Annotated in this window: 14 protein-coding genes; 13 read left to right on the top strand and 1 reads right to left on the bottom strand. The window is 62.3% G+C overall.

Annotated features, from left to right (window positions below):
* The first annotated feature begins 54 nt into the window (after window positions 1-54).
* From hpt to folP, 5 genes are all read left to right on the top strand, one after another.
* On the top strand, window positions 55-606 hold the full coding sequence (hpt, locus tag FEF26_RS04840) for a hypoxanthine phosphoribosyltransferase (protein ID WP_138252410.1): 552 nt from the start codon (window positions 55-57) through the stop codon (window positions 604-606).
* A 115-nt stretch (window positions 607-721) separates the two neighbouring features.
* Window positions 722-1249, top strand: a complete 528-nt coding sequence (locus tag FEF26_RS04835) for a hypothetical protein (RefSeq protein WP_138252409.1) — start codon at window positions 722-724, stop codon at window positions 1247-1249.
* Between the two features lie 196 nt (window positions 1250-1445).
* Window positions 1446-3353 (top strand): ATP-dependent zinc metalloprotease FtsH, encoded by a 1908-nt coding sequence (ftsH, locus tag FEF26_RS04830; RefSeq protein ID WP_138252408.1) that lies wholly within the window; start codon window positions 1446-1448, stop codon window positions 3351-3353.
* A gap of 101 nt (window positions 3354-3454) precedes the next feature.
* On the top strand, window positions 3455-4027 hold the full coding sequence (gene folE, locus FEF26_RS04825; protein ID WP_243730416.1) for a GTP cyclohydrolase I FolE: 573 nt from the start codon (window positions 3455-3457) through the stop codon (window positions 4025-4027).
* A gap of 20 nt (window positions 4028-4047) precedes the next feature.
* A complete protein-coding gene (gene folP / locus FEF26_RS04820) occupies window positions 4048-4875 on the top strand; it encodes a dihydropteroate synthase (protein WP_243730415.1) in 828 nt (275 codons plus the stop codon).
* 37 nt (window positions 4876-4912) lie between these two features.
* On the opposite strand, the gene FEF26_RS04815 is transcribed toward folP, so the two are convergent.
* Complete coding sequence (locus tag FEF26_RS04815; RefSeq protein ID WP_138252406.1) at window positions 4913-5917, bottom strand: 1-aminocyclopropane-1-carboxylate deaminase; 1005 nt, start codon at window positions 5915-5917, stop codon at window positions 4913-4915.
* A gap of 140 nt (window positions 5918-6057) precedes the next feature.
* Between FEF26_RS04815 and FEF26_RS04810 the strand changes: the two genes are divergently transcribed.
* The 8 genes from FEF26_RS04810 (at window position 6058) to FEF26_RS04775 (ending at window position 14669) form a co-directional block, all read left to right on the top strand.
* On the top strand, window positions 6058-6699 hold the full coding sequence (locus tag FEF26_RS04810; protein ID WP_138252405.1) for a GntR family transcriptional regulator: 642 nt from the start codon (window positions 6058-6060) through the stop codon (window positions 6697-6699).
* An 82-nt stretch (window positions 6700-6781) separates the two neighbouring features.
* Complete coding sequence (gene folK / locus FEF26_RS04805) at window positions 6782-7876, top strand: 2-amino-4-hydroxy-6-hydroxymethyldihydropteridine diphosphokinase (protein ID WP_138252404.1); 1095 nt, start codon at window positions 6782-6784, stop codon at window positions 7874-7876.
* Window positions 7873-8421, top strand: a complete 549-nt coding sequence (locus FEF26_RS04800) for a DUF3180 domain-containing protein (protein ID WP_138252403.1) — start codon at window positions 7873-7875, stop codon at window positions 8419-8421. Before folK ends, FEF26_RS04800 begins: the two co-directional genes overlap by 4 nt.
* Window positions 8411-8923, top strand: coding sequence for a PH domain-containing protein (locus tag FEF26_RS04795; RefSeq protein WP_138252442.1), 513 nt, complete (start codon window positions 8411-8413; stop codon window positions 8921-8923). Before FEF26_RS04800 ends, FEF26_RS04795 begins: the two co-directional genes overlap by 11 nt.
* Window positions 8923-10632 (top strand): PH domain-containing protein, encoded by a 1710-nt coding sequence (locus FEF26_RS04790; protein ID WP_138252402.1) that lies wholly within the window; start codon window positions 8923-8925, stop codon window positions 10630-10632. The genes FEF26_RS04795 and FEF26_RS04790 overlap by 1 nt, the downstream gene beginning before the upstream one ends.
* Before the next feature lie 88 nt (window positions 10633-10720).
* On the top strand, window positions 10721-11641 hold the full coding sequence (locus FEF26_RS04785; RefSeq protein ID WP_243730414.1) for a Rossmann-like and DUF2520 domain-containing protein: 921 nt from the start codon (window positions 10721-10723) through the stop codon (window positions 11639-11641).
* Window positions 11642-11675: 34 nt separating this feature from the next.
* Window positions 11676-12581, top strand: coding sequence for a pantoate--beta-alanine ligase (panC, locus tag FEF26_RS04780; protein ID WP_138252401.1), 906 nt, complete (start codon window positions 11676-11678; stop codon window positions 12579-12581).
* 66 nt (window positions 12582-12647) lie between these two features.
* Window positions 12648-14669 carry a M13 family metallopeptidase gene (locus FEF26_RS04775; RefSeq protein WP_138252400.1) on the top strand — a complete coding sequence of 674 codons (2022 nt, stop codon included), beginning with the start codon at window positions 12648-12650 and terminating at the stop codon, window positions 14667-14669.
* The last annotated feature ends 5 nt before the right edge of the window (window positions 14670-14674 follow it).

Here is a 14674-nt window from a genome sequence, read left to right as displayed (position 1 = left end):
AACCGTCCGCCGAATCGGCGGGCGCGGCAGAGACCAAGGAGCACTGCGGAGCCGATGGATTCCCAGGACGTCCACGACGACCTCGAAGAAGTTCTCTACACCGCCGACCAGATCCAGGCTCGGATCGGCGAGCTCGCCGCCGAGATTGACCGCGACTACGCCGATAAGGACGTGCTCATTGTCGGCGTGCTCAAAGGTGCGGTGATGGTCATGGCGGATCTTTCCCGCGCGCTGAGCTCGCATATCGCCATGGACTGGATGGCCGTCTCCTCCTACGGCTCCGGCACCAAGTCCTCCGGCGTGGTGCGCATCCTCAAAGACCTCGATGCTGACCTGATGAACCGACACGTGCTGATCGTGGAAGACATCATTGACTCTGGACTGACACTGAGCTGGCTCAAGGCCAATCTGCAGTCCCGGGGGCCAGCCTCGGTGGAGATCTGCACTCTGCTGCGCAAACCCGATGCGGCCAAGGTGCCGATTGACGTGAAGTACATCGGCTACGACATCCCCAATAAGTTCGTTGTGGGCTACGGCCTCGATTTCGCTGAGAAGTACCGCAATCTCGACTGCATCGGCATCCTGGCGCCGCACGTCTACGAGTAGGCGATCTACGATGGAATGGGGCTTCAACCCGGATACAGTCATGGCAATTGCGACTGGTCTCGCAGCCGTTGCCGCTATAGTCGCGGGAGTTTATGCAAAAGGGTCGTTCGCTCAGATGCGCACGCAGGCAAACGCTGCGACCCAGCAGCTTCACGCAGCCCAGAAGCAGGCGGAAATCGCCAGACAACAGTTCGAAACGGACTCGGCGATTCGTGAGCGGGCCCAAGCTGAGTCTGTGGCGGGTTGGACTGAGACCTCCCTGGGAGACGACGGGGAGGAGAATCTCCATGTTGTGCTACAAAACACCTCGTCGGCGCCCGTCTATGACGTGCGATTCGCGGTGTTCTTTCCGAATCTCAAGGGAGACGAGTGCCGCTATGCTGGGTCCCCAAAGTTTTTGCCTCCCACCGGCAAAGAGAACGAATGGAACGAAATCGCTGCGGGAGCCCAGGAATATTGGAAGCACGAGTGGCTCAAGCGGCGCAAGAAGAACCGCCGTCCGCTCGTGGAGCTACTCTTTCATGACTCCACCGGCGCAGCCTGGATCCGTTCACACGAGGGGGTCCTCAGTGAATATCGTGGCACGAAGAAGTACCCGGACTATTGGACGAAGAGCGGGGGGAGGCCCCTTATTGGCCCCTAAATTTTAGCTGGCGGACAAACGGCCTCAACTGCCACTTCGCTATGATCTCGGCTCGCCGATTATAGGCGGTCCCTTATGGGCGGTGAGTCCGCCTGAGGCGAACTTCCGGCACCCCGGCTTAGGCGGCGTCGTCGTGCTCTAGTACCGTATAGAGCTGACCCTTATCCTTGTGTTCGCACGCGCGCGACGGAGCTGAATGAACTTCAAGAAGATCTTTACCGGGCCGCTGTTCTGGATCCTCCTAGCGGTGCTGATTCTGCTTGTGGCGGTTCCGGCGCTGTTCAGCTCCTCCGGAGCCGGCCAGCGGGTCGACACCAATGTGGGCATGGAGCTCATTGAGGACGGCCAGGTCACCGAGGCACGGATTGACGACGGTGACTCGCGGGTGGACCTCACCCTCGCGGAGTCCTTTGAACTCGACGGCACTGAGTACGAAGACGCCGTACACTTCCACTTCTCCCAGGCGCGGGCGGAAACGGTCGCGGAGTCCATCGCCGGAGCTGACTTGGACGGCTACACCGACGAGCCAGAGCAGTCGAACTGGCTGCTGTCAATGCTCGGGTTCATGATTCCGTTCCTGATCATCGCTGCGATCTTCATCTGGCTCATTCTCCGGATGTCCGGCGGCGGATCCCGGGTCATGCAGTTCGGTAAGTCCAAGGCCAAGATGTTCGACAAGGACATGCCGCAGGTGAACTTCCAGGACGTTGCCGGAGCCGAGGAAGCTGTAGAGGAACTCCACGAGATCAAGGAATTCCTCTCCGAACCGGAGAAGTTCCAGCGTCTTGGCGCCAAGATCCCCAAGGGTGTCCTGCTCTACGGCCCTCCCGGCACAGGTAAGACACTGCTGGCCAAGGCAGTGGCCGGTGAAGCCGGTGGTAGTTTCTACTCGATCTCGGGTTCGGACTTCGTCGAGATGTTCGTCGGCGTAGGCGCCTCCCGAGTGCGTGACCTGTTCAAGCAGGCCAAGGAGAACTCACCGGCGATTATCTTCGTCGACGAGATTGACGCCGTCGGGCGTCAGCGCGGAGCCGGCGTAGGCGGCGGTAACGACGAACGTGAGCAGACCCTGAACCAGCTGCTGGTGGAGATGGACGGCTTTGACGCCAACGCCAATATCATCGTGATCGCCGCAACCAACCGGCCCGATGTGCTCGACCCAGCGCTGCTGCGCCCCGGCCGGTTCGACCGGCAGATTCCGGTTGAAGCGCCAGACTTCAACGGCCGTAAGCAGATCCTGCACGTCCACTCCAAGGGCAAGCCCATGGTGCCTGACCTGGACCTCAAACAAGTCGCGCGGAAAACCCCCGGGTTCACCGGCGCGGATCTTGCCAATGTGCTCAACGAGGCAGCCCTCCTCACGGCCCGCTCCAACGCCGACCTGATCGATGACCGCGCTATAGATGAAGCGATCGACCGGGTCATGGCAGGTCCGCAGAAACGCACCCGGTTGATGAAGGACCACGAACGTCGAGTCACCGCCTATCACGAAGGCGGTCACGCGCTGGTTGCTGCAGCACTGAACTACTCGGCCCCGGTCACCAAAATCACGATCCTCCCCAGGGGGCGCGCCCTGGGCTACACCATGGTGATCCCCGAAGATGACAAATACTCCACCACGCGCAATGAGCTGCTGGACACCATCGCCTACGCCATGGGTGGCCGGGTGGCAGAGGAGATTGTCTTCCGCGACCCCTCCACCGGTGCCGCCAATGACATTCAGAAAGCCACCGACACTGCACGCCGGATGGTCACCGAGTACGGCATGAGCGCTAAGGTCGGATCCGTGAAGCTGGGCTCCGGGGACTCCAGCCCCTTCTTGGGGAAGGAGATGACCTCAGGTAAGGAGTACTCCGAGAACCTGGCGGCGATCGTCGACTCCGAGGTGCGCAGCATCATTGATGAAGCCCACGATGAGGCCTACTGGGCGCTGACTGAAAACCGGCACATCCTGGATACTCTCGCTGAAGAGCTGCTGCGGGTCGAAACGCTCAACGCCCACGAGGTTGCTGAGATCTTCACCAATGTGACCAAGCGCCCCATCCGCGAGGTCTGGGAGTCCAGTCCCGACCGCCCGCTGGTGATCGAGGAAAAGAATGGCTGAGACCGCATCCCGCCATTCGTCGGCGAATGCCGCCCAGAAAACCCGCCTATACGTGGCAGATGTATCGGCAGTATGCGCCGCCGTATGAGGGAGGACGCGTGATGACGGATGCAGTCGACCTGCCCCGTATTGAGGCCGCCGTGCGCGAGATCCTCCTGGCGATCGGTGAGGACCCGGACCGGGAGGGCCTGAAACAAACCCCAACCCGGGTGGCCAAGGCCTACGCGGAGGCATTCAAAGGGCTCCACCAGGACCCCGCAGAACTGCTGAGCACTACCTTCGACATCGGGCACCAAGAACTCGTGCTGGTGCGGGACGTGCCCTTCTACTCCATGTGTGAGCACCACCTGGTGCCGTTCTACGGCAAGGCGCATGTGGGCTACATCCCGGCCGAAGAAGGAAAAGTCACAGGGCTGTCGAAGCTCGCCCGTCTAGTAGACATCTTTGCTAAGCGCCCCCAGGTTCAAGAGCAGCTCACCACCCAGATCGCTGATTCGCTCATGGAGCACCTGCAGCCACAGGGTGTGATCGTGGTGATCGAGTCTGAGCACCTCTGCATGTCCATGCGCGGAGTCTCAAAACCCGGAGCGAAAACCGTCACCTCCGCCGTGCGCGGGGCCCTAAGAAGCGCTGCGACCCGCTCTGAGGCTATGAGCCTCATCCTGCACAGCTGAGGCCTTCCATCATGCACATCATGGGAATCCTGAATGTGACCCCAGACAGCTTCTCCGACGGTGGCCGGTTCATCAGCGCTAGCCAGAGTGCCGTTAAGGAGATCGACGTCGTCGTAGAAGAGGCCCAACGCCTACTGGACGCCGGAGCCGACATCATCGACATCGGTGGTGAATCGACCCGCCCAGGCGCCGAACCTGTCCACCCGGACCACGAACAGCAGCGGATCCTGCCAGTGCTGGAGAGACTGCTCGGCGTCTCAGCGGTCATCTCTGTCGACACTCGGCACCCGGCCACCGCAGAGGCTGCACTGCAGCTCGCCGGCCACCGGGCATCAGAGCTCATCATCAACGATGTCTCCGGTCTCCTCACTGATGCGGCGATGCCCCGCACGGTGGCTCGTTTCGGCTGCGAGGTGGTCATCACCCATAACAGGGGAGATGCCCGCACCATGCAGGACCGAGCCGAGTACCGTGACGTGGTCGGTGAGGTGATCACTGAGCTGCTGACGATCCGCCAACGCTATCTGGACGCTGGCGTCTCTGCCGAGCGGATCATTCTTGACCCCGGGATCGGTTTCGCCAAGACCCACGACCAGAACTGGCAGCTGCTGCGTCATCTGTCCCGATTCACCGACCTGGGACACCGGATACTTTTAGGTGTCTCCCGCAAAGGATTTCTCGGCCAACTGTTGGCCGATTCTCAAGGCGCACCCCGACCTCCTGAACAGCGCGACGCAGCCACGGCATCCCTGAGCATCCACGCAGCTCACGCTGGCTGCTGGGCAGCCCGGGTCCACGACCCGCGTCCCACAGCCGATGCTCTCGCTGTGCTCACCGCGCTGCGCTGAACCTGCCCGCCGGCGGAGTGTCACAGTGCCCCGTAGCTCAGAGAATTCCTGAGTAGGCGTTGAGGGCCGGCTGTCCGCCAAGGTGTGCGTACAACACCGTGGAATCGCTGCTGATTTGGCCTGAACGCACCAGGTCGATCAGTCCAGCCATGGATTTTCCTTCGTAGACCGGGTCAATGATCATGCCCTCCAGCTGCGCGCTGGTCCTCATGGCCTCCACGGTGGACTCAACGGGGATTCCATAAAGGTCTCCCGCCCAGCCCGCCAGGACAGTGATTTCATCATCGCGCAGCTCGCGGTCCAGCCCTATGAGTTCAGCAGTATGCCGAGCGATGCGTGAGACCTGATCATGGGTTTTCTCAAGTGTGGCTGAGGCGTCAATGCCCAACACCTGACGGGGCCGGTCCTGCCCTGCGAATCCAGCAATCATGCCCGCATGGGTTGATCCGGTGACTGTGCAGACCACGATCGTGTCAAAGAATATGCCGAGCTCCTTCTCCTGCTGCTCGACCTCATAGGCCCAGTTCGCGAAGCCCAGACCCCCGAACTTGTGCTCCGAGGCCCCTGCGGGAATCGCATAGGGGACCCCTCCAGCCTCTTCAACCTCAGCGATAGCCTCTTGCCAGCTGGAGCGGATGCCGATGTCAAAACCAGAGGGGCTGAGGGACACCTCCGCGCCCATGAGCCGGGAGAGCAGAATGTTGCCGACCTTGTCATTGACCGCGTCTGGCCAGTCCACCCATTTTTCCTGCACGAGCCGGGCTTTCAGTCCCAGTTTGGCTGCGATGGCGGCGACCTGGCGGGTGTGATTGGACTGGTAGCCGCCGATGCTCACCAAGGTGTCGGCTCCCGAGGCCAGAATATCGGGAACGATGTACTCCATCTTGCGTGTTTTATTGCCGCCGAAGGCGAGCCCAGAGTTGACGTCTTCGCGTTTGGCCCAGATCTGCGCGCCCCTAAGATGCTCCGTGAGCCGCTCCAACGGATGAACCGGGCTAGGTCCGAACGTCAGGGGATAGCGGTCAAAGTCAGACAGGGCCATCGGAGGGCCTCCTTGGATAGACATCACGATCGAGAGGCGTATCGCACCACCACTTGCAATATATTGAATATTGCAGCCGAGGATATGTCAATGGCGAATCTTCCGCGAGCGCACTTCCCCACTCGCATAGGATGCTTGGCATGCCCGTGCCCACAACGAACCCAGTGCACCAGCGGTCGCTGCTGCGCGACGACGTCTACCGCGCCATCCGCGATGCGATCGTCACCGGTGCCATCCACCCAGGCGAGAAGCTGGTCGACACCCAGCTCCAGCAGTGGTTGGGAGTGTCTCGAACCCCCATCAGGGAAGCGCTTCTGCGCTTAGAGCGCACTGGCCTGGTCACCGCAATCCCGGGCCGTTCGACCATGGTCACGCCCTACGACAAGGAGGCAGTCGCTCACTCCCGAGCCGTAGCGGCTGAACTCCACGCACTGGCCGCCTTCCTCGCAGTACCGAACCTACGCCCGGAAGATCTCTACCAGCTCCAAGATGCTAATGAGGCCCTCAGCGAGGGCGTCGGTACCCAGAACGCTGACCAGTGCGTTCAGGCTGATGATACCTTCCACGGAGTCTTCACCAGCAGGAGCCTCAACCCCGTGCTCGCCGAGCATCTGGATCAGGTGATGCCGGTCCTCAGGCGAGCCGAGTACCTGCACTTCGACTCAGCCCGAGCCCATGCTTCTGTGGCCCAGCACCAACACATTATTGATGCCGCAGCCGCTTCCGATTCTGCACAGTGCAGAGATCTGGTGCGGTCTAACTGGATGGCCCTCGAAACCTAAGCACGCAGCGCCCCGAATGCCGCATCGTCAGGCGCGCGCGGCAGGCTTCAACGGGACCCGACCGGTGGCGTAGCCTTGGACCATGGGGTACGACGTGATTCGGCTGAACGGCCTGCAGTTGTCGGCGCTCATCGGTGTTCTCGACCAGGAGAAGACGGCAGCACAACCCCTGGTCATTGATGCAGAACTCCGCCTAGATCTGACCTCTGCTGGCCAAAGCGACGATCTGGACGACACGGTGTCCTACGCAGCGGTGGCTGACCTCATCGAGGACATCGTCACAGATCGGAGATTCGCGCTCATCGAGGCGCTCGCAGAGACCCTGACCACTGCCATCATCCGGTCTGACGCGCGCATCGAAGCGGCCGCAGTCACCGTGCACAAGCCGCAGGCTCCGCTGACGCAGGCGTTCGACGATGTGTCGGTCACCATCCACCGCACCCGCTCCGAAACCTCGGAGAGCCCCGCACTGGAAAGCCCACGGCAGACAGTCTCCGGCATCTACGAGGGTGAACTGGTCGAGGACCAAACCAGCTCGGTTGACTCGCCGCTGACCGACGATGAGGGCGTCACGCTCACCACCCCTACGGCGCACCTAGGACACTATGACCGCACGTCTCTGGCAGAGCTTGGGCACGACGACGCCTCCGTCACTGACCACTACCGCGACCCTGACTTGCCCGCGGCCTTCCCGGTGAGAAGCGTCCTGGCCCTAGGCTCCAACCTCGGTGACTCCTGGGCCACGCTAGCCTCAGCCGTGCGGGCACTGGAGGAAGCTGAAGACGTCGTCGTCGTCAAGGTTTCACCGACGGCGCGCACCAAGCCCGTGGGCGGACCGGCCCATCAGCGAGATTTCCTCAATCGCGTGGTGGAGATCGAGACCAGACTCTCTCCGCACGGCTTGCTGGATCTGGCTCAACGGATTGAAGCGGACCACAACCGGGTCCGGGAGCAGCGGCACGGGCCCCGAACGCTCGACGTGGACATCGTCACCTTCGCCTCGGCGACCATCGACTCATCACGACTCCAGGTCCCGCACCCCTCAGCGGCAGGCCGAGCCTTTGTGCTGCTGCCCTGGAGTTGGATGGACCCGGTGGCGCTGCTCAGTGGGCGGCCCGTGCGTGAACTGGCTCAAGAAGCGGAAGACTACGACGACGTGGTGAGGCTTGAGACGTGACCCAGCTGCGACCGCTGTGGCTGTTGGTGATCGTCGTCTTCGCCGCACTAACCGGTTACCTTGCGACGGTCCTGATGGCTGCCGCCGGATTCAGCTCCCCAGTGCTGCCGCTGTCCTCCGCCATCACCCTGGGAGCGATTGGGCTCATTGTTCTGGCCCTGGGGCTGGTCGTCTGGCGTGACCAGCGCCAGATCCAGGAAGCCGAAGACCGGGCACGCAATGAGAAACGACCCAACCGGTCACGTCCCGCCCGCAGACTCCACCCCCTGCAGGCAGTCCGAGTCGTGGCGGCCGGACAAGCCTGCGCCTATGCTGGTTCACTGATTGCCGGCTGGCACGCCGGAGTCCTCATCGACCTAGCTCCGGCCGCTGGCGCCGGCACACCCAACGTCACCTCGGCGCTGGTCGTGGTGATCGGGGGAATGGTGTGGGTCATCACAGGGTTTGTGGTGGAGACGCTGTGCAAACTGCCGCCCGACCGCGGCGTCGGGCAGAGTGAGACACGATTCGACGACAATGGAACGGAGCCGCATGCTGCACTCTGAGGCCATCGACCCCACAGGGGTTGAATGGACACGTGTGGATGAGAAGTACATCACCGTCAAGTACATCACCGGAATCACCGGGTGGCTGATCACTTTCGCGATCGTAGGCACCCCGCTGGTGCTGAGCTGGACGGGGATCTGGGCAGAGTTCCCGCTCTGGCTGCAGGTTCTGGTGATCGGAGGTCTGGTGTTCTGGACCGCGGTGGACTTGATTCTTGTCCCGCGCAGAGTTCGCGCCATCGGCTACCACGAACGTGCCGACGACCTGCTCATCCGCCGTGGGCTGCTCTGGCAGCGCGTGGTGGCTGTTCCCTACGGACGGCTGCAGTACGTGGACATTGAAGCTGGGCCCATCATGCGCAAGCTCGGCCTGTGCACTGTGCAGTTGAAGACCGCCTCGGCGGCAACCGATGCCACGATCCCGGGAGCCGTGCGGTCAGAGGGGGCCAGGTTGCGCGACGAGCTCGCCGCCCGCGGACAAGCACGTCTGGCTGGTCTCTGATGGAGAACGAGTCCGGCCAAGTAGAGCAGCCAGAGCAGAAGGAAGAAGAGTCCGGCAAAGAAGTCTGGTTCGACGACACCTGGACCAAGGTCCACCCGCTGAGCCCTCTGGTGCGCGGATGGGTCACGATAGTGGCGATCCCCGCGGCGTTCTTCGCCTACAACTGGGAAATGTGGTCCAGCCTCTGGACCGCGTGGCGGACCGGAGAGCTGATCGACAACGTCCAGTCGAATCCACTGCCCTACCTGATCGGCGGTGGAGCCTTCCTGGCGTTGGCGTTGATGATCTTCATCGGGTTCACTCTTTCCTGGTGGTTCACCCGGTACAAGATCACGGAAGAGCATGTGATGGTGAAGTCCGGGATATTTGTCCGGCAGCACCGCCAGGCTCGGATCGACCGCGTGCAGGCCGTTGACCTGCGTCAACCTCTTCTGGCGCGGATCGCCAAGCTCGCAGAGCTGCGGTTCGAAGTTGCCGAAGGCGACGGCACCGCCGCCACCTTGGCGTTCCTGCGCAAGCGTGAGGCGGAGGAGCTGCGCACCGAGATTATGGACCGCGCCGCAGGGCGCGCGCCGGCATCCGTTGCTGAGGAGACCCCCGAGGGTGCCGCCACCGAGGAATCTGCGTCTCGGGATGTTGGAAATAACGGCGAATTCTCCGGCATTTCCAACATCCCGAGACATTCTGAGCAGCAGACGTCACCCGCTCACACACCAGTGCCTGACCGGCAGATTGCCCGCGTGCCGATCTGGCGCCTGATCGCCTCCATGGTCTGCGGGCCTGGCGGCGTTATCGTCGTGATCGTGGCAGGCATCTACGTCACCTACCTCGGCGTCACCACAGCCATTGTGTGGTTGACCGGCGAGGAAGACGCCTCACTGGTGATGGAAGTCGGCCTCCAGCCCGCTGTGGGGATTCCCATCATCATTGGTGCAGTGGTCGGATTCTGGGGTCAGCTGACCGGAGGGTGGAACTTCACCGCCACCATGACTCAAGCGGGCCTGCGGCTGAAATACGGATTGACCACTACCAACACGCAGACTGTTCCTCCCGGGCGGGTGCAGGCGATCCAAATCCAACAGGGTCTGATGTGGCGGCCCTTCGGCTGGTACAAGGTCATCGTCACTGTTGCCGGCTACGGACTCGACTCACGCACCACACTGCTGCCGGTGGGCACCGCAGATGACGTGATGAGCCTGACCGCGGAGATGTTCCCCGACCTCAAGGTGGAGCACCCCGAGGAGGTGTTCATGGAGGGGCTCCGCGGCACCGGCACACAGCTCGGTTTCACTGAGGTTCCCGCCCGCGCTAGGGCGTTCGACCCGCTGGTGCGCAAGCGTCGCGGCTTCTTCACCACCCCCAGCGCCATCCTTCTCCGCGATGGGCGGATGACCCGGCGGCTGACTATGGTCCCGCATGAGCGCATCCAATCCACCGCCCTGCAGCAGGGGCCCTTGGCCCGGTGGCGGAAGGTCGCCACGCTCCACATTCATATCCCGTCAGGTCCCATCACCGCTTTGGCCAAGAACCAGGACCTTGAGCAGATTCGCTACCTGTTCGAACAGGAAACCGCGTACGCCGCCGTAGCTCGTCGCCTCACCGACCGGAACCACTGGATGATGCCGGAGGAATTGGCGGAGTTCGAAAAGAACGTGGCAGAAGCGGTAGAGAAGCTCGACGACGCCGCCACCAGCACTTCCGCCCCCTAGACTTGCTTGGGCGCATACACACGGTCCTCGGCCCCGAACTGCGCCCCGCCTGCCTGTGTGCACCCAAACAACGTGAGGACCAGCGAGGATGACCACACCAATCGATCCGTATGCCGCTGACATGCCTCCCTGGGCCAGGGAAGGCCGGCTGGGCGTCGGCGTCATCTCCGCCGGAAAAGTCGGGTCCGTGCTGGGCGCGGCACTGCGCAACGCAGGCCACCAGGTAGTCGGCGTGCACGCTGTCTCAGTCGACTCCCAAGACCGGGCAGAGAACCTCCTGCCAGGTGTGCCGGTTCTGGAAATTCCGGAGATCGTGCGCCGTGCGGAACTTGTGCTCCTGGCTGTACCCGACGACGTTCTCGGTGAGTTGGTCACCGGAATAGCAGAGGCCGGTCACTTCCAGCCCGGCCAGCTGGTGATCCACACCTCTGGCCGCTTCGGCACCGGTGTGCTGGCACCAGCGCAGCGGGCGGGGGCGATCGGCCTGGCCATCCATCCAGCAATGACGTTCAGCGGCATGAGTCTGGACCTGCAGAGGCTCAACGCCAGCGCTTTCGCTGTGACCGCTGATCAAGATGTCCTCCCCGTGGCTCAGGCGCTCGCGGTGGAAATGGGCGGCGAGCCCGTTGTGGTGGAAGAACAGCACCGAGGCGCCTATCACGCGGCTCTGGCGCATGCCTCAAACCACCTCAATATCCTCACTGCTCAGTCATCCGAAGTGCTCGAACGCATTGGGATCGATGATCCGTCCCGTGTCTTGGGCCCGCTGATGCAGGCCTCGCTGGATAACGCACTGGCCTCGGGGACCGGGGCGCTGACTGGCCCAGTGGCCCGCGGGGACACGGGAACGGTCCGGCAGCACCTCAGGGAATTGGCTGCCTCCGGGCTGCCCTCCGACGCGCGCGGCGCATACATCGCCATGGCCCAGTCTGCCGCTCAACGGGCCCTGGCTCTGGGCACCATCTCCGAGGCCCAGGCGGCTGAGCTGCTTGACCTGTTGGCGCAATAGCGTCGAAGGCTCCAGCTAGCAGCAGCACTAGGATATGTCCGTGACCCAGGTCTTCCACACTGTGACAGCTATCCGTGCCGCAGTGACACGCGCCACCCAAGAATCTGCGCGGCGGCAGCCGGTTGTCGGCATTGTCCCCACTATGGGGGCCTTGCACTCCGGCCATGGTGCACTGCTGCAGGCGGCACGCACCAGCGCAGACATTGTGATCGCCAGTGTGTTCGTCAACCCGCTGCAGTTCGATGACCCTCAGGACTACCAGCACTACCCCCGTCAGTTTGAGAAGGACCTTGAGCTGCTCACTCGGCATGGTGTTGATTTTGTGTTCGCGCCCGACCTGGAGCAGATGTATCCGGGCCACCCAGAAGCCCCCCTGGTTCGAGTGAGCACTGGGGAGCTCGGCCAACGGTGGGAGGGGGCGTCCAGGCCGGGTCACTTCGACGGAGTCGCGACCGTGGTGACAAAGCTCTTCACTATTCTTCACCCACCAGCTCCCGCTGTCTGTGAAGCGTGGTTCGGGCAGAAGGATGCCGAACAGCTCGCCATTATGCGCCGGCTTGTCACTGACCTGAACCTCCCAGTCCGCATCAGGGCGCTGCCGATCGTCCGCGATGAGAACGGGTTGGCGCTCTCCAGCCGCAATATGCGGCTGAATGACCAGGATTACGACGCCGCCCTCAGCATCCCCCGTGCCCTTGTCGCCTTGGTGGAACGGGCCGAATCGGGGCAGGAGCTGGACCTTGAAGAGCTGCGCGGGCACCTTCGGGCCGCGGATGGTCTCGATCTGGACTACCTGGTGGTCGTCGACCCCACGACCCTTCAGGAGATCGAAGACGGCGCCCTGGACAAGCCCGCACTGGCTCTCATCGCCGCACGCGTGGGTCCGGTTCGGCTCATCGACACCATGGACCTGCGGCCAGGGCTCTCGCCGTCGAAGTGAACCCCACGAAGAGGGGCGCACTGAAGCAATATTTCAGCACCTCAGCCGCTGACGTAGGGTGGATCCATGAGCACAGAGACCGATTTCCCCTACATCGATTCCTCCGTCCGAGCGCAGGATGATCTCAATCACCACGTCAACGGAGAGTGGCTGAAAACAGCTGAGATCCCTGATGACTTGGATGCCTACGGCTCCTTCCTCGAACTCCGGGACAAGGCTGAGGCAGATGTTCGCGCCATCCTCGACGAGGCTGCGCAGACAGCTACCGAAAGAGTGGTTGATGTAGACCCCGATTTCGGAGACATCCAGCAGCGCATCGGCACCTTCTACCGCGCGTTCATGGACGCTGAGCGGGCTGAAGAGCTGAAACTGGGCCCCATCCAGGAGCGCCTGGATGAGATTGGCTCCGCCTCAACCCCCGGTGAGCTGCTGCGCCTAGCCGCCACATGGCAGCGTCAGGGACTTGATGGCCTCGTGATGGTCGGTGTGACCCGCGATGCAGGTAACCCTGAGCGGGAGCTTCTGCACATGATGCAGGGCGGCCTGGGGCTGCCTGATGAGGCCTACTACCGGGAAGATACCTATACCGAGATTCGTCACAAGTACAAGGCTCATCTGGAAACCTTCCTCGCGCTCGCCGGAGTCGCAGACTCAGCGCAGGCGGCGTCTGAGGTCCTGAACCTGGAGACCAAGTTGGCTTCCCATCACTGGGACCGGGTGACCACTCGGGATGCGCAGAAGCGCTACAACCTGAAGTCGCGTGCTGAAGTTGAGCAGTTGATACCCCTGATCAGTGAGGCGTTTGAGGGCTGGGGGCTCTCTGATGCTCAGTCGGCGGAGATCGTGGTCGGCCAACCGGATGTGCTGCCCGCTTTCCAGTCCGCACTGACTGAATACCCAGTCGAGACGTGGAAGCACTGGCTCCGCGCTCAGCTGCTGCGGTGGGCGGCTCCACTGCTGCATTCTGAGGTGGTCAACGAGCATTTCGACTTCTACGCTAAGACCCTCAACGGCACCCCTCAGTTGAAGGAGCGGTGGAAGCGAGGCGTGGCGCTGACCAATGGTCACCTGGGTGAGGACGTGGCACAGATCTATGTTGCACGGCACTATCCCCAGCAGGCTCGTCAGGCCATGGATGAGCTGATTGCTGCCCTGATTGAGGCTTACCGTCGCTCCATCAGCACCCTGGAGTGGATGGGTGAAGAGACACGGCAGAAGGCGTTGGAGAAGCTGGACACCTTCATCCCGAAGATCGGATTCCCCTCCAAATGGACAGATTACTCAGATGTCGAGGTCGCTGTTGATGACGTCGTCGGCAACGTTTCCCGCGCCGCGGAGAAGGAATGGGACCGCGACGTCGCCAAAATTGACGAGGGTCCAGACCCCGACGAATGGCATATGACGCCGCAGACAGTCAATGCCTACTACCACCCGCTGGAAAACGTCATCTGCTTCCCGGCAGCGATCCTTCAGTTGCCGTTCTTCTCCGTTGACCGGGACATGGCGCAGAACTTTGGTGCCATCGGTGCGGTCATTGGTCATGAGATCGGTCACGGTTTCGATGATCAGGGATCCCGCTACGGCGCGGATGGTTCTCTCACCGACTGGTGGACAGCTGAGGACCGCACCGCCTTCGAGGAGCGCACAGCCCGACTGGTCGAGCAGTTCAATGCGCTGAGTCCTTCAGCACTTGATGATGAACACACTGTCAATGGCGAACTCACATTGGGGGAGAACATCGGTGACCTCGGGGGGATAGGCATCGCCCACAAGGCGTATAAGTTGTGGCTGGCTGCCCGAAACCAAGGCGTGAAAATCACCGAGGTGAGTGGCCCTGAGGAGAAAGACGACGACGCCGTCGGAGACCTCACCGGTGACCAGCGGTTCTTCTTCTCCTGGGCACAGGGGTGGCGCAACGTCACCCGGCCTGAGCGTGCCCTGACGCTGCTCAGCGTTGACCCGCACTCTCCTGCTGAGTTCCGCGCGACCCAGCCGGTCAAGAACGTGGATGCCTTTCACCGCGCCTTCGGGACCGTTGAGGGTGATGGCATGTACCTTTCACCTGATCAGCGGGTGACAATCTGGTAGTTCTT

Origin of the sequence: Nesterenkonia salmonea (genome assembly GCF_005771525.1) — a bacterium.
GTDB lineage: Bacteria > Actinomycetota > Actinomycetes > Actinomycetales > Micrococcaceae > Nesterenkonia > Nesterenkonia salmonea.
This window is presented reverse-complemented; position numbering and strand designations above follow the sequence as displayed.

Bases quoted from the DNA above. Each gene is read 5' to 3' on its own strand.
- hpt (WP_138252410.1), top strand. From the start codon at position 55: ATGGATTCCCAGGACGTCCACGACGACCTCGAAGAAGTTCTCTACACC.
- FEF26_RS04835 (WP_138252409.1), top strand. From the start codon at position 722: ATGCGCACGCAGGCAAACGCTGCGACCCAGCAGCTTCACGCAGCCCAG.
- ftsH (WP_138252408.1), top strand. From the start codon at position 1,446: ATGAACTTCAAGAAGATCTTTACCGGGCCGCTGTTCTGGATCCTCCTA.
- folE (WP_243730416.1), top strand. From the start codon at position 3,455: ATGACGGATGCAGTCGACCTGCCCCGTATTGAGGCCGCCGTGCGCGAG.
- folP (WP_243730415.1), top strand. From the start codon at position 4,048: ATGGGAATCCTGAATGTGACCCCAGACAGCTTCTCCGACGGTGGCCGG.
- FEF26_RS04815 (WP_138252406.1), bottom strand. From the start codon at position 5,917: ATGGCCCTGTCTGACTTTGACCGCTATCCCCTGACGTTCGGACCTAGC.
- FEF26_RS04810 (WP_138252405.1), top strand. From the start codon at position 6,058: ATGCCCGTGCCCACAACGAACCCAGTGCACCAGCGGTCGCTGCTGCGC.
- folK (WP_138252404.1), top strand. From the start codon at position 6,782: ATGGGGTACGACGTGATTCGGCTGAACGGCCTGCAGTTGTCGGCGCTC.
- FEF26_RS04790 (WP_138252402.1), top strand. From the start codon at position 8,923: ATGGAGAACGAGTCCGGCCAAGTAGAGCAGCCAGAGCAGAAGGAAGAA.
- FEF26_RS04785 (WP_243730414.1), top strand. From the start codon at position 10,721: ATGACCACACCAATCGATCCGTATGCCGCTGACATGCCTCCCTGGGCC.
- panC (WP_138252401.1), top strand. From the start codon at position 11,676: ATGTCCGTGACCCAGGTCTTCCACACTGTGACAGCTATCCGTGCCGCA.
- FEF26_RS04775 (WP_138252400.1), top strand. From the start codon at position 12,648: ATGAGCACAGAGACCGATTTCCCCTACATCGATTCCTCCGTCCGAGCG.